This is a genomic window from Clostridium beijerinckii HUN142 (assembly GCF_000621745.1).
Taxonomy (GTDB): domain Bacteria; phylum Bacillota; class Clostridia; order Clostridiales; family Clostridiaceae; genus Clostridium; species Clostridium beijerinckii_A.
Genome location: NZ_KK211336.1, coordinates 137,367 through 164,332, shown reverse-complemented (window position 1 = coordinate 164,332; position 26,966 = coordinate 137,367). Strand labels below are relative to the sequence as shown.

Annotated in this window: 28 protein-coding genes; 1 reads left to right on the top strand and 27 read right to left on the bottom strand. The window is 28.0% G+C overall.

The window, feature by feature from the left end; genetic code table 11:
- Positions 1 to 13 precede the first annotated feature (13 nt).
- From T483_RS0122020 to T483_RS0121960, 13 genes are all read right to left on the bottom strand, one after another.
- Positions 14 to 649, bottom strand: coding sequence for a class II aldolase/adducin family protein (locus T483_RS0122020; RefSeq protein ID WP_026888774.1), 636 nt, complete (start codon positions 647 to 649; stop codon positions 14 to 16).
- 30 nt (positions 650 to 679) lie between these two features.
- Entirely contained in the window at positions 680 to 2,227 is a 1,548-nt protein-coding gene (locus T483_RS0122015; protein WP_026888773.1) for an acyl CoA:acetate/3-ketoacid CoA transferase, read from the bottom strand.
- 550 nt (positions 2,228 to 2,777) lie between these two features.
- On the bottom strand, positions 2,778 to 3,668 hold the full coding sequence (locus tag T483_RS0122010; protein WP_026888772.1) for a cation diffusion facilitator family transporter: 891 nt from the start codon (positions 3,666 to 3,668) through the stop codon (positions 2,778 to 2,780).
- A 575-nt stretch (positions 3,669 to 4,243) separates the two neighbouring features.
- On the bottom strand, positions 4,244 to 4,741 hold the full coding sequence (locus T483_RS0122005) for a DUF3850 domain-containing protein (protein ID WP_026888771.1): 498 nt from the start codon (positions 4,739 to 4,741) through the stop codon (positions 4,244 to 4,246).
- Between the two features lie 313 nt (positions 4,742 to 5,054).
- On the bottom strand, positions 5,055 to 5,876 hold the full coding sequence (gene nudC, locus T483_RS0122000) for an NAD(+) diphosphatase (protein WP_026888770.1): 822 nt from the start codon (positions 5,874 to 5,876) through the stop codon (positions 5,055 to 5,057).
- Between the two features lie 357 nt (positions 5,877 to 6,233).
- Complete coding sequence (locus T483_RS0121995) at positions 6,234 to 6,653, bottom strand: hypothetical protein (RefSeq protein ID WP_026888769.1); 420 nt, start codon at positions 6,651 to 6,653, stop codon at positions 6,234 to 6,236.
- A gap of 572 nt (positions 6,654 to 7,225) precedes the next feature.
- On the bottom strand, positions 7,226 to 8,368 hold the full coding sequence (gene fliB / locus T483_RS0121990; protein ID WP_026888768.1) for a flagellin lysine-N-methylase: 1,143 nt from the start codon (positions 8,366 to 8,368) through the stop codon (positions 7,226 to 7,228).
- A gap of 365 nt (positions 8,369 to 8,733) precedes the next feature.
- Entirely contained in the window at positions 8,734 to 9,171 is a 438-nt protein-coding gene (locus T483_RS0121985) for a YmaF family protein (RefSeq protein WP_026888767.1), read from the bottom strand.
- Between the two features lie 682 nt (positions 9,172 to 9,853).
- On the bottom strand, positions 9,854 to 10,024 hold the full coding sequence (locus T483_RS31745; protein ID WP_196244910.1) for a hypothetical protein: 171 nt from the start codon (positions 10,022 to 10,024) through the stop codon (positions 9,854 to 9,856).
- Between the two features lie 230 nt (positions 10,025 to 10,254).
- A complete protein-coding gene (locus tag T483_RS0121975; RefSeq protein WP_026888766.1) occupies positions 10,255 to 10,515 on the bottom strand; it encodes a hypothetical protein in 261 nt (86 codons plus the stop codon).
- A gap of 166 nt (positions 10,516 to 10,681) precedes the next feature.
- Positions 10,682 to 10,852 carry a hypothetical protein gene (locus T483_RS31740; RefSeq protein WP_196244909.1) on the bottom strand — a complete coding sequence of 57 codons (171 nt, stop codon included), beginning with the start codon at positions 10,850 to 10,852 and terminating at the stop codon, positions 10,682 to 10,684.
- 120 nt (positions 10,853 to 10,972) lie between these two features.
- On the bottom strand, positions 10,973 to 11,227 hold the full coding sequence (locus T483_RS0121965; protein WP_026888765.1) for a hypothetical protein: 255 nt from the start codon (positions 11,225 to 11,227) through the stop codon (positions 10,973 to 10,975).
- Positions 11,228 to 11,481: 254 nt separating this feature from the next.
- Entirely contained in the window at positions 11,482 to 12,465 is a 984-nt protein-coding gene (locus tag T483_RS0121960; protein ID WP_026888764.1) for an HD-GYP domain-containing protein, read from the bottom strand.
- Positions 12,466 to 12,694: 229 nt separating this feature from the next.
- Between T483_RS0121960 and T483_RS31225 the strand changes: the two genes are divergently transcribed.
- Positions 12,695 to 12,835 carry a hypothetical protein gene (locus T483_RS31225; protein WP_155268529.1) on the top strand — a complete coding sequence of 47 codons (141 nt, stop codon included), beginning with the start codon at positions 12,695 to 12,697 and terminating at the stop codon, positions 12,833 to 12,835.
- Positions 12,836 to 13,252: 417 nt separating this feature from the next.
- Here the strand turns inward: T483_RS31225 and T483_RS0121950 are convergent, their stop codons facing one another.
- The 14 genes from T483_RS0121950 to T483_RS0121885 all read right to left on the bottom strand — a co-directional run bounded on the left by T483_RS0121950 (position 13,253) and on the right by T483_RS0121885 (position 26,810).
- Positions 13,253 to 13,537: a hypothetical protein gene (locus T483_RS0121950; protein WP_035790492.1), complete on the bottom strand. Its 285-nt coding sequence runs from the start codon at positions 13,535 to 13,537 to the stop codon at positions 13,253 to 13,255.
- A gap of 127 nt (positions 13,538 to 13,664) precedes the next feature.
- The gene (locus tag T483_RS0121945) at positions 13,665 to 14,468 is read right to left on the bottom strand and encodes a polysaccharide deacetylase family protein (RefSeq protein WP_026888762.1); all 804 of its coding nucleotides are present in this window, start codon (positions 14,466 to 14,468) and stop codon (positions 13,665 to 13,667) included.
- A gap of 250 nt (positions 14,469 to 14,718) precedes the next feature.
- Positions 14,719 to 15,189, bottom strand: a complete 471-nt coding sequence (locus tag T483_RS0121940; RefSeq protein WP_026888761.1) for a GNAT family N-acetyltransferase — start codon at positions 15,187 to 15,189, stop codon at positions 14,719 to 14,721.
- Between the two features lie 116 nt (positions 15,190 to 15,305).
- On the bottom strand, positions 15,306 to 15,818 hold the full coding sequence (locus tag T483_RS0121935) for a flavin reductase (protein ID WP_242841907.1): 513 nt from the start codon (positions 15,816 to 15,818) through the stop codon (positions 15,306 to 15,308).
- Positions 15,805 to 16,242, bottom strand: a complete 438-nt coding sequence (locus T483_RS0121930) for an HD domain-containing protein (RefSeq protein WP_026888759.1) — start codon at positions 16,240 to 16,242, stop codon at positions 15,805 to 15,807. Before T483_RS0121930 ends, T483_RS0121935 begins: the two co-directional genes overlap by 14 nt.
- Positions 16,243 to 16,492: 250 nt before the next feature.
- On the bottom strand, positions 16,493 to 16,816 hold the full coding sequence (locus T483_RS0121925; RefSeq protein ID WP_026888758.1) for a thioredoxin family protein: 324 nt from the start codon (positions 16,814 to 16,816) through the stop codon (positions 16,493 to 16,495).
- Position 16,817: 1 nt separating this feature from the next.
- Positions 16,818 to 17,279, bottom strand: coding sequence for a DUF4411 family protein (locus T483_RS0121920; protein ID WP_026888757.1), 462 nt, complete (start codon positions 17,277 to 17,279; stop codon positions 16,818 to 16,820).
- Between the two features lie 491 nt (positions 17,280 to 17,770).
- Entirely contained in the window at positions 17,771 to 18,751 is a 981-nt protein-coding gene (locus T483_RS0121915) for a substrate-binding domain-containing protein (RefSeq protein ID WP_026888756.1), read from the bottom strand.
- A 174-nt stretch (positions 18,752 to 18,925) separates the two neighbouring features.
- A complete protein-coding gene (locus T483_RS0121910) occupies positions 18,926 to 20,914 on the bottom strand; it encodes a methyl-accepting chemotaxis protein (protein ID WP_026888755.1) in 1,989 nt (662 codons plus the stop codon).
- A gap of 213 nt (positions 20,915 to 21,127) precedes the next feature.
- Positions 21,128 to 21,508: a DUF2085 domain-containing protein gene (locus T483_RS0121905; protein WP_347460374.1), complete on the bottom strand. Its 381-nt coding sequence runs from the start codon at positions 21,506 to 21,508 to the stop codon at positions 21,128 to 21,130.
- Positions 21,489 to 21,713 (bottom strand): hypothetical protein, encoded by a 225-nt coding sequence (locus T483_RS0121900; RefSeq protein ID WP_026888753.1) that lies wholly within the window; start codon positions 21,711 to 21,713, stop codon positions 21,489 to 21,491. The genes T483_RS0121905 and T483_RS0121900 overlap by 20 nt, the downstream gene beginning before the upstream one ends.
- A 240-nt stretch (positions 21,714 to 21,953) precedes the next feature.
- On the bottom strand, positions 21,954 to 23,006 hold the full coding sequence (locus T483_RS0121895; RefSeq protein ID WP_026888752.1) for a galactose ABC transporter substrate-binding protein: 1,053 nt from the start codon (positions 23,004 to 23,006) through the stop codon (positions 21,954 to 21,956).
- A 146-nt stretch (positions 23,007 to 23,152) separates the two neighbouring features.
- Entirely contained in the window at positions 23,153 to 25,045 is a 1,893-nt protein-coding gene (locus tag T483_RS0121890) for an ABC transporter ATP-binding protein (protein ID WP_051560539.1), read from the bottom strand.
- Positions 25,046 to 25,076: 31 nt separating this feature from the next.
- Complete coding sequence (locus T483_RS0121885; protein ID WP_012059478.1) at positions 25,077 to 26,810, bottom strand: ABC transporter ATP-binding protein; 1,734 nt, start codon at positions 26,808 to 26,810, stop codon at positions 25,077 to 25,079.
- Positions 26,811 to 26,966: the final 156 nt, after the last annotated feature.

The following is a 26,966-nucleotide window of genomic DNA, read 5'->3' as shown; positions in this document are numbered from 1 at the left end:
TTATTATAAAATTTTATTCTGCTATAAGGTACGCCATTAATTCTTCCCTTGTAAATCTTTTAGGTTCTTTAAATTGATTTAAAGTTAATGCTCTATAATAAACCTCAGCTACTTTTTCAACATATCTTCCTTTAGATAATACCTCTTCTATATCCTTGCTTACAACGACTACGCCATTACTTTCTAATAAGCATGCATCGCTTGTACTCAATCTTTCTATCAAATCTTTTGCTGGATCATTAGTTCCTACTTTTTTATAATTTGCTAAATATATATATCCTCCATAATTTGCAGCATCATAAGTTACTGGAGCAATTACTTTATTCGCTACTGCAAAAGTAGTTGCATAAACAGGATGAATATGCATAAACGCTTTTATATCTTTTTTGGCCTTATATATGTCAAGATGCATTTGCATCTCATTATTTGGTTCAATTCCATCCATTCCTTCAATTTTATTTCCATTTAAGTCTACAACACAAACATGTTCCTGACGTAAATCTTCTATTTTAATTTTTGAAGGTGTTATAACTACATAACCAGAACTTTCGTCTTTAATACTAAAACTTCCTATTTTCTCCATGCATAAGTTATATTTTTCTGCATCTTTTACAATTTTTATAAGTTTAATTTTTAAATTTTCTAACATACTTACACTCTCCTTCACCATAATACTCACTTAATTTAATCCCATTACTTTATCTTCAAATATTCTAGCATCCATTAATTTAAGATCTTTATCTACTATTGGTGCAAAATCCATTGCCGCTAATATATCTTTTTCAAGATCTACTCCAGGTGCAATTTCAGTCAAATGTAATCCATCCTCTTTTAATTCAAATACAGCCCTTTCTGTTATATACATAACAGGTTGTTTTAACTTAATTGCACGATTTCCACTAAAAGTAATCTGCTGAACAGAATCTACAAATTTTTTATTTGATCCATCATTTATAATTTTTAATTTTCCATCTTCTATCTTTATATCTAATCCTTTAGCCGTAAAAGTTCCACAGAAGACTACTTTCTTTGAGCTTTGAGTAATGTTTATAAATCCACCACAGCCTGGAACCTTTGGTCCAAATTTACTTACATTTATATTTCCGTGCTTGTCTACTTCTGCAAGGCCTAAAAATGCTATATCCAATCCACCTCCATCGTAAAAATCAAATTGTGTTGGTTGATCATACATACATTCTGGATTTATTGATGCCCCAAATTTATTTCCACCTTGAGGAATCCCTCCTATCGCTCCTGGTTCTACAGTTAATGTAAAGTAATCACATATTCCTTCTTCATTTGCAACATTTGAAATTGCTTCTGGCATTCCAATTCCAATATTCACAACTTGCCCTTTCACTAATTCCATTGCAGCTCTTCTTCCAATGATTTTTCTTTCATCTAATTTTAATGGTTCTAATCCGTCGACTACCATATTTGCTTCTCCAGTTAGTGAAGGATCATAACTGTATCCTAATATTTGAGCTTGATCTTCTTTGTCTTCTGCTTCAACTATATAGTCAACATATATTCTAGGTATTTTAACTGCTCTTGGATCTAATGTTCCAAATTTCACAATCTTCTCAACTTGAACTACTACAGTCCCTCCGCAATTTTTAACTGCTTGCGCTATACATGCAGCCTCAGAATAAGTAGCTTCATGTTCCATTGTAATATTTCCTTTTTCATCAGCATATGTTCCTCTAATAAAAGCTATATCTATGTTAGGACATTTATATATTAAATTTTCTTCACCTAATATATCTATTACTTGGACTATATCCTCCTCAGTTATCGAATTTGCTTTTCCGCCCTCTACTCTAGGGTCTACAAAAGTATTTAATCCAACCTTAGTTATTGTACCAGTCTTATTACTTGCTTTATCTCTAAACATATGGCACATAACTCCCTGCGGTAAATTATACGCATATGTTTTATTATCTCTAATTAATGCTCCTATCTTAGGTGCTAAGCCAAAGTGCCCCCCTATAACCCTACTTACTAGACCTTCATGCGCTAAATGATTTAATCCTTTACTTGCTCTATCACCTGATGCTGCTGCAAACATTAAAGTTAGATTTCTTGGGCTATTTTCTTCTAAAAATTTTTTTTCCAAATTTTTAACCAATGCTTCTGGAACTCCTAATAATGCAAAACCTGATGTTGCTAAAACGTCATTGTCTTTTACTAAATCTGTTGCTTGCTTAGAATTAATTATTTTTACCATAAATATCATCTCCTGAAAAATATAATAGCCTTTGTTATTTTTTTATCAATTCCTTTTAACCTTATTTTAATAGCTTGTCTATTTTTTGTCAATCTAATTTTCTGACAATTCAGAATTATTTTTTAATACATTATTACTTAAAAATCCGTTTTTTTATTATTGACGTATTGATATCGCTAACACCTCCATATTTTTGCTATATTTTTCAAGAAAATTAAAAATATAAAATTAAATCAGGTTATTTATTATCTTATTATACTTATACTTTATGAAAGCAACCTCATTTTGGTTATTACATATTGATATTTTTTTAACTATTTTTGAATTTATTATTGATTAACAAATAACAACATTATATTCCACATATCTTTTTAACATGCTCTTTAATAGGATTATTTAACTGCTAAGTAATAATTAAACATTCTTAAAACAATAACTCCTTTGATTATCTACAAATCAAAGGAGTTATCTTAGCATTATAAAATATAGAACTTATACTGTTTTCTCTTTTGTTATATTATGGCTTATAATCGGCAATATATGTTATATATTAATTTGCTATATTATTCATATTTTCCCTATATGGCTCTAAATGAACAATTACATCAGCATTATTACTAAATTCTTTTCTTAAAGCGTCTTGAATTTCATGAGTTAATTTGTGTGACTCTTCAAGACTCATTTTTGAATCTGCTAAAACATGCATATCTATATGCATATCTTCAATAGTCCCACGGCTTCTTATTTTATGAACTCCTTTTACATTTTTCTGAGACATTGTAATTTTTTTTATAAGCCCAGCTTCTACAACCATGCCATCAACTAAAATATCACTAGCTGACTTGAATATTTCATAAGCAGAATGAAATATGAATATAGAAACTACAACTGAAGCGAAACTATCTACAAGTGGCGATACTCCCAATTTTATTGCGGTAATAGCTATTATTACACCTATAGTTACAAATACATCGCTTTTTGTATGCATTGAATCAGAAATAAGAATTGCACTATTTAAATCCACTCCCTTTTTATATTCATATTTTGTAACAAATATATTAATACATAACGTAACAAGCATTACAATTAAACTGCTTGCTGTAATTTCAGGCCTGATTGGATGCATAAATTTATTAACCCCATCAATCATAATCTTCCCACCTATAAAAACTAGCATTCCAACAATAAATAATCCTGTAAGTGTTTCATACTTTTTATGGCCATAAGGATGTCCTTCATCAATTGGCTTAGCTGCTATTCCTACCCCAATAAGTCCAATAATATTAGATGATCCATCTGTTATTGAATGAAATCCATCTGCCACTATACTCGAACTATTTACAAAAGTACCAATTATTATTTTTATAAAAGCTATTATTATATTTGCAAACATAATAATCCAAAGCACTTTTTTTATCTCTTTAAAATTATCCTTCTTCAAAATTACACCTACTTTTAATTAATAAAATTTAAGTAACTATAATAAAATTACTGATAAATGTAATTCTAAATTATTAAAGTACCATGATTTTCTTCCTTTACTACTATCTAAAAGATTTATTTAACACCCTTCTTTATCAATTATTTTAATAATAGTTTGCTTATTAATTATCAATTGGTAATATATTTTATATTTCTATAGTATGTTATTGTTCTATATATGTTAATGTATACGGAAATATATCAAGTGCTTATTATTATCAGTTGAAAATACATTGTAATTGATATATTATATAATTCATATTCTGCTAGTTTAATACTATATAAAAAAGGTGAAAACAAAAAGGACTCGAACCACATTTTCCGAATCCTCTATAATATTAAAATCACTATTTTCTAAAATTTTTATTTTTAATAAACCCAATAGACTCTATACGTGTAAACTCGTACATAAAAATTAAGATTATTTTTAATATTCTAAAAAATAATCTACTAAATATTAATTATGAAAAGCAATTTAATAAGTTTTCTATAGAACTACATTTGCTGTAATTAATTATATTCACCTATAAATTTTTATACTTTACTTGATAATTCATTTCTAATTTTCTCTAGATGTTTTGGGTAATCTTGAATTACAATATCAGCTTTTATTCCAATTTTCTCTAATGCTCCCAATGAAGATTGCACTTTATCCCAGAATTCTTCTATAGCTCTATTAACATGATTTTTCACTACAGCAGTCTCAAATTCATCATTTTCCTTTTCAACTTTTCTCAATTGATTCATTAGTGTTATTTCATCAGAATCTATATTTTTGAGTTCCACGCACAATGTATTTTTTAATCCAAGTACACAAAAATCTTCATCTAATCCACATTCGCCTTTACTAGAAACATATGAAATTTCTTTAATTATTTTTCTTCCTGTATATCCAATTGAATCTTCATATTCTTGAAATATTAGTATATCTCTAACATTAAAATCTCCATTATCCTTTACTAATTCAAAGGTCTTACTTCCCTCTCTTATCACTTTATAATTCTTAGGTGTTATTTTCAGCTCATGTATCATTAAATCATCTTCTTTCTATAGCATATTTTATTTAAAAATTTATAATTTACACAAAAACAATATCCTCTCCATATAGTTATTGTTTCAAAAAATAATTCTACTATTCTTAATATAAATTTTAAAATTATATAATTTTCAATTAATAAAACTTATCACTTGTAAATATACAGTATCTAAATATAATAACAAAAGCATCTAATATTTATAAATATCAGACGCTCTTTTATATAATATATCCCATAGTAAGACGTAAATGCTGGTATTTTATGAAACATGTAAAACGCCATCTCTCTTCATTTATGTTCTAACTATATTAATTATTTTTTTCGATAAATTCATCTATTAATTTTCTCGCAAGAGTAAACTTTTTAGGTATATTCGGAAAATTGTCTTTTGAAAACCACTGCGCATCAACTATCTCTTTTCCATCTACCTTTATTTCTCCAGATTCATATTCTGCCAAAAATCCAACCATTAATGAATTAGGAAATGACCAAGGAGAACTTTTATAATACTTAATATTCTTAACCTTTATTCCAACTTCTTCAAAAACTTCTCTTTTAACTGTACTTTCTAGATCTTCTCCAGCCTCTACAAAGCCTGCAATTAAACTATACATATTGTTCTTAAAACCTCCATTATGGGCAAGAAGTATTTGATCTCCTTTCATGACAGCAACTATTATAGCAGGGCATATTACAGGATACATTACATTATTGCAGCTCGGACAAATTTTAGCCATTTCATCTTTTTTATTTTCTGTTCTAGATCCACATTTTCCACAAAATCTATGTGTCTTATCCCAATTTAATATTTGATTAGCCCTTCCTGCTGCTAAAAACAATTCTTCCTCTAATGATGGCCCTATTTCATGTAATGATATTAACTCAAAATTATTTTCCAATTCAATTTCTGAGCAAGCCTCTATTGCGAAGCAAAATTTATCTTCAATCTCTCCTAAGAGGAATTCTTTCTCATATTTAACTCCCAATCTCATAATTTCATCAAAAATAGGAATACTTAATAATTCCCCATTTTTCTTAACTAATAGGTTCCCTTTAAATATCAAAAAGCATAAATCTTCAGGCCTACTTTTTTTCATTATATTAGATAATATATTAAAACCATTTTCCATCTTAATTAATTCCTTTCAAAATACCTTACTATCCTAGATTAATATTTATTGTAAAGTAATAGTAAATAATTTTTATTATAACACTTAATTTCAATTAAAGTAAGCATATGCATTTAATCTATATCAACTAAAACAACCTATCGTCAGAGCAATTACTTTCCTAATTATAAGTTAAAATAAGTGTAATCATTTAACCATTCTTACTGGTCTAACAATCACACTTATACAGTCCCAACATAACTTATATATTTTATAATGGCAATAAAAATATCCTTATCAATATGCAAAGAGGAGTTCATTGTAGGACTCCCCTTAATAAACAAACTATTATTTTATATAATAACTCTTGGCTTGATGTTAGTGTTTTTTACAACAATGTTGTTTATGGTGAGATTTGCGACATTTAAAGCAACATTTATTTTTCTTCATATACTCTATAAGCTCGCGTTTTGCTCTTTCATAACCTTCTTTGCTGCCTTTTTTATACCCTTGATATTGTCCTTTTTCAAAACCTTCTTTAAAAACTTTTTCCATCATTTTTGGAATATAATCTTCATCTTTATCAAAGTCACACTCTTCTCTTTTGCCTAAGTCCCACTCTTCTTTTTCACAGAAGTCATATTCTTCTTTTTTGTCATATTCGCAGTCTTCTTTTTCGCTAAATTCATATTCTTCTTTTCCAAAGAAATCAAACTCATCTTCTAGGTCATCAAAATCAAAGTCAAGCTCGTTTTCAAAATAATAACCGTATTCTTCTTTATTATCTTTGTAATCCATTTTTTTCTCTCCTTTGTAATTTCCATAAAATTGGTTGATTTAGAAAAGTTCTATTTTTCATAGTTTTAAATTTATTAATTGCTATTATAAAATTTGATAAGCTTTTTTTAATAGAACTTTATTAAAGTTAACAATCACTTAGTATTATATTATGCTGAATTATAATATTTGTTATCAATTATAGTAGAAATATTACAATTTATACTAATTTGATTTCTAACAGTTAAAATAATAAAATTTATTTAGAAATTGTATATTTTTCTGTACTTAGTCAATAATACTATTGAAAACATAATAACCCGACCTAAATTTTGAAATAGAGATAATACTTTAGAATGCACTAAATATTATCTCTATTTTTTATTTTAAATTCATAGTAGTAAACTAATATTTGATATATAAGATTCTTTTTATATAAATTTTTAAAAAATAATGTATATTTTCATACCACTCTGTCAATAATTTCAAAGGAAAGCATTATTACTCAACCACACTTAAAAATAGAGATAGTATTATTTAATCAATAATACTATCTCTATTTTGCTATATTTCTCTAAATTGGTTCTTTAATTCTATTTTTCTAATAATTCTTTAAATACCTTATTGTGTTCTATATCTTTGCTTAGAGATTGAATAACTCTTATAATCTGCTGTTCATCTATCTTATCTTTGGAATTCATAGCAATTCCTATAATATAGGCTTTTATTATTTTATAACTATTAATAAGAATTTTAATACTTTCCATAAGGTCTTCTCCTTTGTTAAAAGGAATTAAATCTTTAAAAATCTGATTTACTAAGTAGTTCTCTAGAATATATGAATACTCATCTATCTCATTAAAATATCTAGGATTCTCTTCTAAATATCTGCGTAAGTCATTTTTATCTAAAATCCCATCTTTGTATTCATTAACACATTGCCTAAGTCTCATCCCCCTTATATTATGCAACAGATCAGCTCCAGCAATATCCATATAAAAATCATTGCTTTCCGTAAAATTAATTCCTTTTAAAGACTCATAATCTATGTGTTCATTATTAAAATCATCTAACAGCTTCTCTATTCCGTCAAAATCATTTAATTTATGTAAAATCTGAATTTTCCCATAAAAATTCTTAAGAATATTTAATCTTTCCTCTATTGAATAATCTCTTAGCTGAATAATATTTATAGATACTACTCTTATATCCCAAAAATATTGAAAAAGACTTTCTGTTCCCTCAAATGCCTCGCTATCTATAATTCTTCTTATCTCAACATTATCTTCGTCTATTTCCTCTTGACTCTCTACAAACTCCATTTTATCTTTATTCAAGAGTGCTTTTGTACATATTTCAATACAAGAAGGTAATCCACTTTTTTCATAAATATTATCAACGATATTAAATACCCTAGGATAACTTTTGCAAGTTATACAAAGATTCTTTTCTCCAAAACCTCCATGTATATCACAAAGCATATTGCAATTTAGAAATGGACATTTGTTACCATCTTTTAGTGTCATAAAACCATTATTAAAAAAATCATGTTCAGCCTCATTTTCAAAAAACTTTCCTTCCAGTAATTTTTTAAGCTCTCCAGTACTATTCGTGTAATTACTATAAGTATCTTCGTCTATATTTATATCCCATCCTGCGCAACACGTATCAATGCAACTCGAGTTTATACATTTAAAGTCTTCCATATATTTAGGTAAAAAAACATTTATTTTCATTTACTAGCTCCAATCTTCTTACGTCCATAAGAGTCATTTATCATATTCTAATATAAGCTTGCTTATGTATTTTCTTTATTTAGATATATATCTTCAATAAATTTACAGCTAAATCTACCAGCATAAATAAGTTTATACAATGCTATTATCGCAAATTTAATTTCATTATATCATACTTAATTCTTCAAATATGCAGGTTATAGATTCAATTGTGCATTTAAATATATAAGACATGCTCTTTTTAATATTCATGCAGTAAAATTTAAATCACACTCTATTATGCATAAAGTGTGATAATAAAACATCTATAATATATATTTTAGAAATTATTTAATAGTAAGCTTCTTTAGTATTGGTGCTTAAATCTAGCAATCTTTATCTTTAGGCACATTAGTAGGATCTTCAACTAAAGTAGTAAAATAATAATCATGATAATGTCCATCTGCACAAGCTGTTTTACCTTTCACTAAATGAATATGCTTTCCATCTGGGAGGTAAATAGCAGGACCTGTTGTATCACAAATGCCATGGAAGTGATCTCCAAAAGTATCTGTACGCTCTTCTATTTTGTGAACGTGGGAGTTACCACATTCTATCGCAGGACCAGTCATACCAGCAATTCGATGATTATGTCTCACACACTCATCATCTTTTGCATAATCTGTACTTGATAAAAATTCATGATTATGATTTTTTATTCTATAGCTAATATCTACATAGTTACAGTTATCTTCATTTTTATCCTTTTGGTTATTTTTATAACCACAACTGCATCTCCCTTTATTATTATAATTGTATCTCACCGTAAGCTCCTCCTCTGTTATTAAAATATATATAACATTTTATGTTTACTCGCATATTTGTGTGATTACTTAATGATTCTCCTAATTTTCACTAAATGCTTATAATAAATATACTATCTTCAATATATTTAATTTCCATAAACTTTTTATAATTTAACGAGGTAACTGTCAGCAATATTTTTAATGCGATACTATTAAAATTAAAATTTCTATAAAATAAAGCCGGCTTCGCAGACTGTGTATTTCTTATACTTTTAAAAATAATCTACAAAATTGACTTGATCATAATTTCCTAAAGAATAAAAAAGGCGGCATTGTACACTACAACGCCGTCTTTATAAAATGAAGAATCTTTTATCAAATCACATTTATAATATCATAATATTTTAAATTAGTAACTATTTTTCATAACACAAATTTAGACAAAATATACTAAATCCTTTTAAAGACTGTAGTTTGAATGAGTAATAATCAAATAAAGATGCAGCCAAGTAATGACTGCATCCAAATGGTTAAACTTGAGAGAGAGTTATTTAGGATTTGAATATATTGTGTATTTATATAATAGCACATTATCTTTAAATAGTCTATATCAATTAATAATCTTTATTGATTAATAATCTAAAATTCAAAAAAATAAAGGTAAATTAAATTAACCAATTTAATTTACCTTTAATGGATTCTACTGAGCTTGTAAAAATTCCTCATAGCTCTCTATTCTATCCTCTCTGTTATTCTTCTTTAGCCAGTTATTATAAGTCAAAATAGTTTCTTCTAACTTGTTTATCTTCATCACTTTTCCAGTCTTTTTCTTTTTTTCAGCATATATATTGATCTTCATCAAGTTGCCCATAACAAATCCCCTTCCTTGAATTTTATTTATTAATTTCTCTTTTCTTAAATATATATTACCACATTATTATAAAATATTCCATACTATTTAATAATAATTATTTGTTATTTTTTTATCATTATTAAGTTTATTACATCTACTTCTGTTTAATACCATAAATAATAAATAAAATACTTTAAAAATTATATTTATATATAATTGCGCAGCTCGTGAACAGATTAAAAACAAATCTATTCTATGTCTTCAATTCTAATCAATTGAGGAGTATTACTCTCAGAAACTCTAACATGTATTTTAGCTATTTTCATTTTCAAATTCTTTATTATTACCTTTACTTTACATATAAAATAATAATCTTCTTTACCATTAGTAATTATCGCTATAGGACTAAATCTCCATCCATTTATTCCATCTAATGCACTATTTAATATTATTTTTTCCTCTGTAGAAATTTCACTTCTGATTTCCATTCTCTTATTTTCTTTTAACATGCCCGCAAACACCTTCTTCAGTAAATATATTATTACTGATTTTTGTCAGTTATTAATCAATTATATAAAGCTTTTCTTAATATAATATTACAAAAAAATAAACATGGTAGATTATACAAAATAAAAGAGGCAGATTAAACTTCACATCTAACCTACCCCTTAGCAATTATTGTGCTCGTAAGAATTCTTCATAATTCTCTATTTTATCCTCTCTATGTGTAACCTTTAACCAATCATTATATTTTAATATATTTTCTTCTAAAACTCTTAGTTTAATTTTATTACTTTTTTTCTTCTTTAGCTCTGAATACATAATTATTTTAATTATATTTCCCATTTATTCCACCTCCTTCTATACTTATAATACAATCTTATTATATAAATTTAGGTACTAAAAATTTCAGGATATGAAATTTTTTCTCACACCCTAAAATTAATTATTTCTCCCTATGCCTATTTATAATATCTCTTCAATAGTTAATAATCTTATGCTATTATCCTTTTCAGTTTTAATATATATTTTTGCTATCTTCATTTGCATATTTTTTGCTTTCACTTTGCATATAAAATAATAATCACCTTTGCAATTTATTATTACAAAGATAGGAATAAACCTCCATCCCGTTATTCCGTTTAATGCTTTTCTTAAGATCTTTTTATCTTTAGTCGTAATTGTATTCCTAATCTCTAAATCTACATCATTTGTTAGCATACTATTATCCTTTCTAATAAAATACGCTTATCAGTTTTTATCTTTTATCGAGATAACTCTAAATCATAATCCTTACATCTACTTTGTAAACAATAAATTTTATTGTCCTATTCTACATAATATGAATAAAAGTCAATAAAGGTAACTAACATAACCCATAATCATTAGCATTCTTTATTTTAAACTTTATTTCTTTTAACTTTAAGGCAAAAAATTAGCTAACCACAATTTCTTGGTCAGCCAAAATATTAACTTTAATATACTACTTCATCAATAAATATAGTTAGATTATTAACTAAATCAATATATTTTATATTATCATTTTCTTTAAATGCAACTATGGGTCTTGTTGGCATATTTATATTTTGTTTAATAACCATAGCTTCTAACCCATTACTCAACTTTACAGTCAGACCATTAGGGTAACAATAAATTGACCCTACAAAATCCTTATATATATCCTTGCTGAACCTTTGCTGCCCCATTGCTGCTAATACTTCAATTGCATGGTGCGGTAAGATAGAATCATCAGAATCTAATATATTAATATATTCATTACAAATAGATACAATCTTTGCAAATTCATATATCTTGTCCCCTTTTAATTTTTCAGGATAACCGCTGCCATCCTCGTTTTCATGATGTGAGCGTATGCAAGTACATAATGTTGCTGAAAAATAGTTGTTACTTTTTACTAATTTGTACCCTTCAATAGTATGATCTTGCCCATTAGAAAGTAGTTTACCTATATCATGTAATATAGCTCCAATTCCTAATTTCAGAATTTTCTCCTGACTATATTTTTTCTTGTAACCAATTATTATTGATAATAATGCTACATTCAAAGAGTGAGTACATAATTCAAGCTCTTTATCATTTTTAGCTAAGTTATTATATAAATAGGCATTTTCTGAAATATTTATATTTTCAATTATTTCTTCAACTATTTTTATTACTGGTTGTTCCGGAACATATCTCTTCCTTTTGCATTCATCAAATACATTTTTCAATTCCTTGATTGCTTTTAATCTCAATGGAGCATCATATATTTCTTGTAAAGTAACATCATTTATACCATCGTCTATATACACCGTATTTATACCTATTTTTTTTATTTGCTCAATATTTCTTTCATTAATTTTTGCACCTTTATTTAAATATATCATTCCCGATTGCGTGTAAATAGGAACCGCCAATTCTTTGTCTATTGCTTTTTCATTTAATATAACTAACCTCATATGGTTTTCTCCCCTTCATAAATATTTTATTGGTCGATTTTTTTACTTTATCCATCATAGTCTTAATAAATTATTTTATTCCATATGTGAAGAATATGTTAAGTTTTGTTAAAGGTTTATTGATAAAATCTCATCTACACATTTTTTATTTTTTAATCTAATTGTTGAAAATAGTCGTAATACAATTACGTTTTTTTGTCAATACTTTAGATAAGTGAGGTGTTAGTTTATGATTATCTTATTAAGTCTAATATTTTTAATCTTTATTGGAATAAATATATTTTGGAGTTCTGCAAAAAACAAAAATATAGATGACTATATGCAGGACATGCAGAAACAGCTGCAAGATGAATTAAAAATAATAAAGTAGCAATAAGATTTAATGTTGCTATTTTAAATCACAAAAATAAAATGCAGTCATTATGTTATAAATATGACTGCATTTTTATCTATTAATTATGAGGGGTTAAGGTAAAGGGGATTTGAATATCTTTTGTATGTTTATATATTAGCACATTATCATAAAACAATCAATACTAATTGATAACTTTTATCAATTAATTATAAATAAATTAGCTTACATACTATTCATTTCAACAATTTTTAAATTTATCTGCAGAACTTACTTTATGATGATTACCTAAATAATAAATATAAGCAGCCGTTGGATATTTCCTAACTGCTGCTTTTTATAAATTATGAAAAAAGGTTTAACCATTTAAAGTATTAATAATTTTTTATACTTCTAACTAATACATATCTAGCAAATTTACTTGCTGTAAAATTTTTATACTATCTCTTCTATCGCCAATAATCTAGGCTTATTTCCATCTTGAACTTTAATATATATCCTAGCCATAGTCATTTGCAAATTCTCTATTATTGTTTTTACTTTACAAATAAAATAATAATCTTCTATTCCATTACTTACTACAGCTATTGGATTAAAACTCCATCCTTTTATTCCGCCTATCGCCTTTTCCAATATTCTCTTATCCCTTTTTGTAACTTTATTTCTGATTTCTAACTCTTTATCCTCTTTAATTTCTAGGCTCTCAATTTCTTTTTTCATGATATAAACACCCTTTCTAATAACTATATTAACACTGATTTTTGTCAGTCGTTTGTCAAAGTTATTAACCTTTTGTAAACATCATATTACAAAAAAATTAATTATGTAGAGTTAGTAAGGAATACTTTTATTTATCTGATTTCATATCATCAAAGGATGAAACTGTTCTTCTTGGTATAGGAAAATATAGCTCTTGTGTATCTTCTGTAATTGTTTTAAACTCATATCCTTTTGATTTATAATATTCTATTATCTCTGGTAATGCTTCACAAGTATTATTATTCATATCAGTACAATGTAAAAGCAATATTACTTTTGATAATTTATCGCTTCCTTTTATTGCTTTCCTATATAAATTATACGGCGAAAGCTTTGGATTTAAACCATCTGTATTATCCATATTCCAATCGTATACTTTAAAGTTGTTATCATGTAATTTCTTTAAACATCTATTATTTAAATGTTTGCTGCTCCCACCTGGAAACCTTATTATATTTGGTGAAATTCCAATAACATTATTTATTTGAATACGGCATGCAAGCATTTCTTGTATAAATTTATCTTCACTACAGTAAATTTTATTAAATTTATGAGTATATGTATGAAGACCTATACTGTTTCCCTCGTCGTAAATTCTTTTTACCACTCCTTCTCTTCCTTCAATCTGGCTTCCTATAAGAAAAAAAGTTCCTTTAACATCCTTCTCCTTCAAAATATCTAGAACACGATCTGTAACTTTATAGCTAGGACCATCATCAAAAGTCAAATAAATCACCTTTTTCATATCATGTGAAACTTTTTTATCTAAATCAGGATTTTCACTGGTTGTTTCATTAGATGATACTGGAATGGCACTTACGTTTTTAACGCATATAAATATAATAAAAAGACCACTTAATAAAAATAAAAAAAAATTTATTTTATTTTTCAATTTCTCACCCTCCTTCTATAATCCATTTTAAAATTATAGTTCTCAACACTTCTTATAATTTACATATTTATTTTTTTTATTTGTGGTAATTTTGAACATCTGCCTTATTGTTTAAGTATCTGAATTTAAATTAATTATCCTTATATATAAGCATAGAAAATAAGCTAATAAATATACTCTCAAAACATTGTATATTACATTAACTTATTATTTTATACTAATTATTTATATTTTTAAAAATTCAATAAACTTATAATTCTTTTATGTACCACACATCACAAGCATAATGTTCAGTTTCAACTAAAGGTTTTTCTAATCTAATAAATTCATTCTTTTCGTAGAATCTTTTTGCCGCTTCCATATTGTCAAAAGTCTCTAAATAACATTTCTTATAATGTTCTTTTGCAAATTCTAAGGAAAGATTTAATAATTTCTTTGCAACTCCTGAACCTCTTACCTCTTTTAAAGAATACATTTTTTGCAATTCACATACATCTTCAATCCCTGACAATGGACCTATTCCACAACCTGCTACTATTTTCTCATTTTCTTCAACTACCCAATATTTAGATTTTTCACCGCTATAAACTTGGTAAAAGCATCCCAGATTAGGATCAGACCAAGCACAACCAGGTTTATTAGCCCCAAATTCTATCAAACAAGTTCTTATTAACGATTCCACTTGTTCATTATCTTTTTCCTGTATTTCTCTTATTATCATAAAGCTTTCCCCCATTACTTAAATACTAGTTTAATTTTTATATAATAGGATACAATAAAACTGCTTATTTATCAATATTAATTAAGTATACTCCATTTAATATGAGCATTAAAATGTCAATATTCCTCTATTATTTCTCCAAAATATATTGTGTGTTTCGCCTCATTATCTCCATAAATCATTGTATTATCTACTTTTTCCAAATCTATTTCTTGCTTAAATAATACTTTACACTCGTAATATCTATTACATCCTTCAATAATCGGACTATCTATGGATTTAGCTTGTACAAACTTAATGTCCGCTTCAATTTCCTTATTTACATCTCTTCCAGAATTATGTCCACAGATCTTCAATGCTTTTTCTTTAATTTTATTGTAAGGTATGCTTACTGTAAAAGTATTATTTTTATCTATAAATTCTTTTGTATATCTAACATTACTAACTATTACAACAAATATTGGTTTCCTAATCATATATCCTATGCAGCCCCAACTAATTGTCATAGTATTAAAATTGCTTTTATCTCCCGACGTTAAAAACGCTCCTGAAACTTTCATATTGTCTATAATATTCTCCATGTCAAAAGAAAAACTGTTCTTCATCCCTGCTATTTTACTCCCTTTCATAACATTCTACTGAATTAAGTATTTTATTTACCGCTTTATTATATTTTTTTATTCTTTCATGATCCTTTTGGGACGGATTTGCAATCCTTGATATATTCATATTGTCTTTTAAATCAGCCAATTTTATCTCACAAGCTAATTTATTAGTAGTTATTCTTTCTATAAATTCATCATATGTTTCATTATGCCGTCTTGTTAAAGCATCCAGTGCAGATAGTATTTCTTCTGAAAAGCCTTCATTTTTTAAATAATCTATTGTAATATCAGTATCCTCTATTACATCATGTAGAACAGCACATATCATTTCTTCTTGGCTTCTCTTTGAAAGCATTAATCTAAGAGGATGAAGAATATATGGTTTACCACCTTTATCCACCTGACCTTCATGAGCTCTTGCCGCTATACATATAGCTTTTTCTAACACCTCTTCACCTCCTTTTACTAGTCAAATTATATTTTCAGTAAGTTTAAAATATTCTTGTGAACTTATAATCGAGTCAATTCTATGGACATTGTACCTTTTGAGAACATAACCTCTAAAAGCATCATAAACAAACAATATCGGAAATAGATTTTATTCTACATTCACCGCAAAAAAACTGCTATAAAATTAATATCCAAAGCAGTTTTTTATACTGTAATACTCTATAAAAGAATCCCATTTATTTTTAAAATTAAAATATCATTTCATAATATCTCTTTATATTTGATTCCAATTCTAACAAATCCAAATTTCTTCCTACTCTTATGCTTTCCTTCCCTTCTACATAAAGCAAAAAGATTGGGACAGAAAACACATTATATTTTGCTGCTAAATCTAAATGCTTTTCTGCATTTACTTCTCCACTCTTAATTTCAGGAAATCTTTTCAAAATATCTTCAATCTTAGTTTTAATGACTTCACATGCTCCACAAGCTTCTCCTGTAAAATATATCGCGCTCATTCTTTTGTTTTTTATTAAATCTAATAGTTCCTTATCATTATTCAAATTGACCAACTTAATTTACCTCACTATATTGCTCTTCTATCATCATATTTAATGTCATAACCTTATCTTCACCTAATATTTGATTTGCGGCATTATTTAAATATTTATCTTCTGTTACTAATATAAGACTATCATCTGAATGACATGCATATAAAAGTAACAAATCATTCTGTGATAATTTATTTATACTATTTAAATATATATTACCACTTTTAGAATACTTTATATTTAATTTTGATGAAAATTCTTCGAGATTACTCTTATTTATTTCTATAATTGAAAATAGCAATTTACAGAATCTTTCTGATAGTACTTGTTGACCTTTGTATTCTTTCCTTTCCTTGACAACAAGCTCTTCACTCACTTCTTTTATAATTATTATTTTCTCATCTTCTATGAGTTTATTAATAATCGAAGGATACTGTTTCCAGAGTCCTATTACAACATTAGTATCCAATAAATACTTGTTCATAATTATCCCTCCCGCAATTGCTATATTATTATCCTTAATCTATTTATATATTTATTATACTCCGTATTATTTTTTTATTAATTATTATAATCTTAGTTTTCTCATCTATCGTAAATTCATTCTTTTAATTATATAAGTTTTTCCCTCATACATATAAAGAGCTTTAGACATAATTTTTATTGTTTTATTTTTATTGTATTCTCCTCACCTACTTACATGTGACTCTTGCAAAATAGTAATTTTCAAGTGGCAAACCTATTAGTAATATAGCCCCAAATAATAAATAAAGTCGTGCATATTAACTACATGCACGACTTTATTTGTTAAATTTCAATCAGTATATTTTATAGACTTAAGTCTTCTCCATTGGTCGAAATAACTTTTTTATAATACAATTGACGTAATTATCAAATAACTACATCTTAAAATCAAATATTATTTGTTTCTTTGAATTTTATATGATTAATTTATTAAAAACTATTAATATAAAATTAACTCATATAATTTTTTACGTTATCCTTTGTTACTTTTTCAAATGGAACCCATATATGTTTACCATCTTGTGCTAAATTTTCTATATTAGATAACTTACCATTTGATCCTAGTTGAATAGCTGCCTGCACTGCATTTTTACTTTGGTCTTTCGCAGATTGATAAACAGTAAATTGTAAACCTCCATCTATAACGGACTTACATCCATCTGATGTGGCATCAATTCCTGCAATCGGAATTAAAGATGTACTGATTTTATTTTCTTTAAAAGAATCCATTACTCCCATTGCCATTTCATCATTATTAGCAATTACACAATCAAATTCTCTACCTGTAGACAAAAATACATCAAACATCTCCTTCGCTTTTTCTCTACTCCAATCTGCATTATCCTCAAAAACGTAATCGGCATTTATTCCTTTTTCCTTGAACGTTTCTTTTACCGCCTTCGTACGTCCTTTAGTAGCTGCATGGTTTTTCTCGCCCTTTAATAAAACCACTTTAATATTATTTTTATTTTTCAAATAATCTGCAATATATTCAGCTTGATATTGCCCTGCCACCTTTTCATCTGAAGCCACATAAATGTACTTATCTTTTTCTAGTAACTCTTCACTTGGACTACTATTCATAAATACTATCGGAAGATTTCCTGCCGCTTTTTTAAGTTGTAGCCCTGTAGTTGAATCCACTGGAGTGCATAGTATAACATCATATCCACCAGAAACTGCCTCTTTCATATGAGACACTTGCGTTTCTATAGAACCTGCCGCATCTTTAATAACCAAATCGACTTTTTCACTATCAGCAAAGTCTTTTGCACTTTTTGCTAGCATGCTACGAAATTCATCTGATGCATCTGAAATTGATAATAGAATTTTTACGTTTTTCTTTGTCGAAGAACTACTCTTTGAGCTGCACCCTGATACCATAACAAACATCATAATTATAGTTAATAATATAGATAGTTTCTTCTTCATACTATATATTTCCCCCTTAAAACTCATTATGTAATAATCATAAAGTCTAATAGAACAAAATTGCAGGTGACTGTTAAACCTTCTGAATCAGCCTTTTTCATAATTTATTACCCACAAGTGGCACAATATCCACAGATTTTACTCTAATATAAATTCCTAGAGAATAAAAAATACTTATATTTTAAACATTTGAATCTGTTTGCTAAGTTCATCAGATGTATTTGCTAAAGTTTCTGCATCATTAGCCACTTTTTCACTATTTTTAGTAATATTATTTGACTGATCAACCATGACTTCTGAAGTTGCTAAAATTTCCTCTGAACTTGCTGCTTGCTCCTCTGCTATGGCGGCTACAGTTGTTGCGACATCATCTAAATGTCCAACTTTTTCAATCATTTCTTGAATTAGATCATTTGCTGAATTAATTTTATTGAAAATATTATCAAATGTATCAACTGTTCCACTTATTAAATAACTACTTTCGTTAATATATTCTGCGCTATCATGTGATTGCTTTACAGTATCTGAAACAAGTTTGTTAATTTCATTTACAATAGATGAAATATTTTTAACAGATTCAGAACTTGTATTAGCCAATTTGCCTATTTCACTTGCTACAACAGCAAAGCCTTTTCCTGCATCTCCAGCCCTAGCTGCTTCTATTGATGCATTAAGCGATAAAAGATTGGTCTGTTCTGCAATACTTCCAATAACATTTATAATATTAGTTATTTCACTTGAAGATTTTCCAACATTATTTATAGCTTGTTCAAGTGATCCTATTGAAGTCCTTATATTTTCCATAGCTGCGCTTACTTTTTCCATATCTTTCATACCTTTTTCTGAGATACTAATAGTTTCCTTCATTTTATCATTCACATTATTACCATCATCTCTAGTATTAGAAACGACATTAGCTAAAGTTGTTGTATTTTCAGCTATTTCACCTACCGAACTTGATAACTGATCTACTGTTAGGTTTAAATTCTGCATAGACTCAGATTGAAGCTTAGATGAATCATATAATTCTTTAGAGATTCTTATACCTCCTTCGGATTGTTCACTCATTTTATTTGATACTATACTAATATTATTTATCATGTTTCTCATTACTGTTATAAAGTCTTTTACACTTTTCAGCATAATTGAAATTTCATCATTTCCCTTTACTTCCACATCAACTGTAAAATCTCCATTAGTCATGGATACAATTGTATCAGTAAGTTTCCTAATCGGTTTTATAACTATTTGTACAACTCTTTCCACTAGAGCTGCTAAAATAACAATAGAGATGATACCTATTAAAATCATAAAAGTACGAAGCTTTATAAGTTCTGATAAAATAGATTTTGTTGGTACATATGATACAAGAATCCAATTGGTTCCCTCTACTTCTTTAAAAACAACCCTGTTATCATCTAACTCGCATGAATTGTAATCTTTATTTTCAATTTTTCCTGAAACATCTGTAAAAAATTTATCATTGCTGGAATCAAGTTTAGTGGAAATTAATGCACTATCTCTATTAGCTACTATTGTTTTATCATTGCTGTCTATCAAGAGAGCTTCTGCATCATGCATATCAATCATTGAATTTACAATTATTGACACCTTATCCAATGAAAGATCTACAGAAAAAATCTTTATTTTTCCAGATTTATCATTTAATATTGCCGAAGCACTAACAACATTCTTACCAAATTCATTCTTATATGGTGATCCAAATGCCATATTAACGCGAGTAAGTCCCTCTTTATACCACACTGAATTAAGTACATCTTTATCTGATTTATTAGATTTTTCTGCTTTAAATAGCTTTCCACTATCATCACCTATGTAAAATCCATCCTTACAATTATCACTGTATCCATAATATTTATTTAGTAAGTCTTTTAATTGTTTTTCGTTTAAATTCGCAACTTCTAGTGAATCTTTTAAAGTGCTAAATGATGACAAGTTTTCATTTAACAATGATTCAATTTGATCAACCTGTTTCTTACTTGAAGTTTCTAACAAATCATTAGCTGAGTTGGTTATTATATTTTTAGACTTATTGTAGGAAATAAAAATAAGCAATGAAATTACTATTGCCAACATTGGAATAATAATTCCAAGCAGTTTTGTTTTAATTGAAACCTTATACTTAGTTTCCCCTTTTTTCATAAGCATCCCCCTTTTAGGCACTATAGATTATAATAGCATTTCCCCTATACCTATAATACAATTTTTCTCCCTTTATGTATACATTCTTCTACAATATTTCATATTTTTCCTTTATTTTTTCATAGTTCTATATTTAAAGCGAACTTTTATTTTAAAAAATTGCAGATGAAAATATCTTCATCTGCAATTTTTAACTAAATTATTTTTATGTATTTATACTTTCTGGTATAATGCCCTAATTGCATACATTGCTAAAAAAGCTAATCCGATTCCGAATGAAACTCCAGTAAATAGTCTTCTAATATTAGTTGATTTCTTAATCTTAAATAATTGTAGCAAACCATCACAAATCATAATTAAAATTGATATTCCACATATATTTAAACTAATCTTTACTTTGATTATAAATAAAATCACCGCAATTATATAACCTAAATAAATTCCAGTACACCTTGCGCACACTGGAAATTGAAATCCTCTAAAACTAAAACTCCTATCATACATTTGATGGCAGCCGCTAAGTGCGCCAAATTTCATAAGAAATATCCATATCTTTGTTTTTTTATCAATTGCATTATTTAAATCTTGCGCCACAATCTGCACACATCCTATATGTATTTGTCCTAGTTTCAGTTTCTCCCATGCCAAGCATTCCACATAGCAATCCAATAGGGCCAAAACATATATATCCTAAGCAACCTTTTCCCGCACCAAAACCTTTTGTAGTTTCAGTAATATCACTTACTACTTTGACATTTAAACTCCCACACTTAGGACATCCAACATTTACACTATTCATCCTTTATATCCCCCATAACAATAAGACTACCATAATTATACTACCGAGCAATATTACATTGCAATAATTCTCCAAATTCTAATTCCATTCATAAAAAGCTCTTTTAAAAAGTTAAGAACAAGTCATTTTTAAAGAAATCATTTATATATTTTCCTTGCTACGATAACCTCTAATGTGACTTTTGAACTTTTAATTCTGACTTTATAGTTTTCTGTAATAAATTACAAATTTCACTTGACACTATTTTACATATTCACGATAAGGCATACGTAAAATTCTATTATCATCAAATTTATATTTTGTACCTTCTAGAGGATCTTTTCCCTTAACTAAATTCATACCTACAGAATATATGGCTTGAGCTTCAGCGCCGGCATCTTGAATAACTGTTCCAGTCATAAATCCCTTATCCACTAATTCCATAGCTTCTGGAATTGCATCAATCCCAACAACCAAAATATTTTTATTTTTATCTCCCTTATTATATCCATATTTCTGAAGCGCTTTAACGGCTCCTATCGCCATAGCATCATTATTCGCAATAATTGCTTCAACATTATTACCGTATCTTAAGAACAATGAGTCAATACTAGCCCTAGCACATTCTTCATCCCAATTACAGTTTTGTATTGCAAGTTCCTGGGTTCTTATTCCTGCATCATTAATTGTTGAAATAGAATATCTTGTTCTATCAATAGTACCAGGATGGTCAATTTTTCCCTGAAGCATAATATATTGAAGTATATTATCTTTATTTTTATCTATAACACTCTTATTGGCATTCCATGAATTAACTATAATCTTACCTTCTAGAATTCCAGATTGTTCAGTATCAGTTCCAAGAAAAACAATATTCTTGTAAGGAGTAATAAAATTTAATATATCTTTATTAGGTGTTCCATCCAAAATTAATGGAATATTATTTTTTTCAATTTTATTAATCACATCACTTATAGTATCAACCTTAGTATCAACCAGATTTACTACAAATAAATCAAACTGTTTATCAATAGCTTCATAAATACTTTCATTCTGTATAACCTGATTTCCCTTTCCATCAAAGAAAGAGAATTCAACCTTGCCTTTATTTTCTTTCTGAATAGCATCTAGGTTCTTTCTAACCTCAATGTTATATTGATCATCTTCTCTGGATTGAAACACAGCTATTTTCACTGGAACTATTGAAGTTTCATTTGAATTAATTGATAAACTTTTTGGAATACTGCCTACTAGCATAGTGATTATTATAAAAGAAATTGCATTAATTATAAATATCTTTTTAAATACACTCATTTCAAGACCCTCCTATATTGGTTATACTCATAGATTGTCTTTTAATAAGAGTTTTATTCTGCATGAAAAATATTCTTACTGAATTATAAGTTTTTAAAGAATAAAAAAATTAATGACCACAATTTTGTGGTCATTAACGTTCAGCTTTATGACAATTCAAAAGCTCCTGTATATAATTGATAATACTTACCTTTTTCTTTTATTAAATCATCGTGATTTCCTCTTTCAATAATTCTGCCTTGGTCTAATACCATAATTACATCAGAGTTTTTAATTGTTGAAAGTCTATGAGCAATTACAAAAACTGTTCTTCCTTTCATAAGCTTATCCATTCCTTCTTGAACGATTCTTTCTGTTCTTGTATCGATGCTTGAAGTTGCTTCGTCCAAGATTAAAACTGGCGGATCTGCTATTGCAGCTCTAGCAATTGTTAATAGCTGCCTTTGACCTTGTGAAAGACTGCCTCCATCTCCTGTGAGTACTGTATCATAACCATTTGGAAGATGTCTTATAAATGTATCTGCATTTGCAAGTTTTGCTGCTGCAACTACCTCTTCATCTGTAGCATCTAATTTACCATATCTAATATTATCTGCTACCGTTCCAGTGAAAAGATGTGCATCTTGAAGCACTATTCCAAGAGATCTCCTTAGGTCGTCCTTTTTAATCTTATTGATATTAATACCATCATATCTTATCTTTCCATCTTGAATATCATAGAAACGGTTGATTAAATTAGTAATAGTGGTTTTACCTGCTCCTGTAGCACCTACAAAAGCTATTTTTTGTCCTGGTTTAGCATAGAGCTTTATATTATGCAAGATTATTTTTTCATCATTATATCCAAAGTCAACATCATCAAATACTACTTCGCCGAGAAGCTTTGTATAAGTAATAGTTCCATTTTCATGAGGATGCTTCCAAGCCCAAATTCCAGTACGCTCTTTGCACTCTTCTAATTCACCATTTTCATCTTCCTTAGCATTTACCAAAGTAACATACCCTTCATCTGTTTCTTTCTTTTCATCAAGAAGCTTGAATATACGTTCCGCTCCTGCTAGTGCCATAATAACAAAATTGAATTGTTGAGCCATTTGATTAATTGTTTGACTGAAGTTTCTTGTTAATTGCAAAAATGCCGCAAGTCCACCAAGGGTAAATCCGCCAAAGGCGCTAATAGCTAGAACTGATCCAAAGATAGCAACAGCTACATAATTTATATATCCAATGTTACCCATAATAGGCATCAAGACATTAGCATATTTATTTGCATTATTTGCACTATTAAAGAGCATATCATTTAATCTATCAAAGTTATTTTTTGCTTCTTCTTCATGACAAAAGACTTTTACAACCTTTTGTCCTTCCATCATTTCTTCTATATATCCATTTACTGCCCCTATATCTTTTTGTTGAAGACCAAAATACTTTCCACTCTTTGCACCAATAATTTTAGTAACTCTAAACATTAATAATATAATTATAACTTCAACACCTGTTAATGGAATGCTTAAATACATCATTGAAGCGAATATACTTACAACAGTTATAATAGCTGATAATAATTGCGGTATCCCTTGACTTATCATTTGCCTTAAAGCATCTGTATCATTTGTATATAAACTCATCAAATCTCCATGAGCATGTGTATCGAAGAATTTTATTGGTAAACTTTCCATATGAGTAAACATATCATCTCTTATTTTTTTTAGAGACCCTTGTGAGATTACAATCATTATACGGCTATATATATAAGTTGATATAACTCCAACATAATAAATTACTGCCATGGTAATTATCATTTTAAGAAGCGGCCCAAAATCTGATTCTGGTTTATTTAAGAGTGGTGTTATATAATCATCAATTAAATTTCTTAAAAATAATGTTCCAATAACATTAGCAAGAGAACTTATAATAATAGTTACTAATACCATGAAAAACAAAAACTTATATTCCTTAAGTATATACGCTAATAATCTTTTTAGTATTTTCAAAGAATCTTTATTAGCTTTTACAGGAGCACGTCCACCACGTCCCATCATTCTAGGAGGTCTATTGCTAGCATTATCTTTACTCATTGTCGCTCGCCCCTTTCATTTGAGATTCGTAAACTTCACTATATATTTCATTTGATTTTAGTAATTCTTCATGAGTTCCAAATCCATCTATTTTTCCATCATTTAATACAACAATTTTATCTGCATCTTGAACTGAAGAAATACGCTGAGCAATAATTATCTTTGTAGTATTTGGTATTGTTTCTTTAAATGCTTTCCTAATTAAAGCATCAGTTTTAGTATCTACTGCACTTGTTGAATCATCTAAAATTAATATTTTAGGCTTCTTAAGTAGTGCCCTTGCAATACATAATCTTTGCTTTTGCCCCCCAGATACATTTGTTCCGCCTTGTTCTATGAAAGTGTCATACTTATTTGGAAGACTTTCTATAAATTCATCTGCTTGTGCTTGTTTACATGCATCTATTAACTCTTCATCAGAGGCATCTTTATTTCCCCATCTTAAATTCTCTTTTATTGTTCCAGAAAATAAAACATTCTTTTGTAATACCATAGAAACCTCATCTCTAAGTGTTTCTATATCATATTTTCGAACATCAACTCCTCCGACCTCAACACTACCATTTGTAGCATCATACAATCTTGGAATAAGCTGAACAAGAGTAGTTTTCGAACTTCCTGTACCTCCTATAATTCCAATAGTCTCACCAGAATTAATTTTCAAATTGATATTTTCTAAAACGAGGTTGTCCTTATTTTTATTATAGGAAAAGCCAACATTATTAAAAGTTATAGATCCATCTTTTACTTCATAAACTGGATTTTCATCATTTGCCAAATCACTTTTTTCATTTAAAACTTCTGTAATTCTTTCAGCTGATGATTTAGACATAATTACCATTACAAATACCATCGAAAGGAACATTAAACTCATTAATATATTAAGAGTATAAGTAAATAAACTCATCAATTCTCCAGTTGACATAGTATTTGAAACAATCATTTTTGCACCAAGCCAAGATAAAAGCAAAATACATGTATAAACTGTAAATTGCATTGCTGGAGCATTAACTATGATCAGTTTTTCAGCTCTTATAAAATATTTGTATAAAGTTTTAGAAGCTTTATAAAACTTGCTTGTTTCATGCTCTTCTCTTACATAAGCCTTTACTGCTCTAATTCCAGTTAAATTTTCTTGTACACTGGCATTCAAATCATCATACTTTTTAAAAACTTCAACAAAATATGGATGCACTGTAGTCATAATGAAATATAATATAACTCCAAGAAAAACTATAGCACCTATAAATATCATAGATAATTTTGCATTAATATAAAAACACATTGTTGTAGCGGATATAAGCATAAATGGGGCTCTTACAGCCATTCTTATTATCATTTGGAATGCATTTTGAACATTTGTTACATCTGTAGTCAATCTTGTTACAAGTCCAGCTGTAGAGTATTTATCTATATTTGAAAAGGAAAAATTTTGTATATTATAATACATTCCCTTTCTTAAATTTCTAGCAAACCCCGATGAAGCTTTAGCTGCATGTACACCACCCAAAACACCAAAAGTTAGAGATAAGAATGATGTTATTATCATTGCCCCACCAACAATACTTACATATTTCACATTACCTTTTCCTACCCCATTATCAATAATCCATGCCATTAAAAGCGGAATAATTGTTTCCATAACTACTTCTAATGCAACATATAATGGAGTTAGAATACTATCTCTTTTAAATTCTGCTACAAAACCTGCTAATCTTTTTATCATAATTTTCCTCCTTCTTTGTTAGGTTTCTAACTAATAGCTCAAAAAAAATTGCATAGCACATGAAAATAAATAACAAGTCCAAAATTGCCATGGATATTTTTCATCAGGCAAGGAGACAAATTGCCCTCATAGTGGGCCTATTAGGTCAATTTGCCA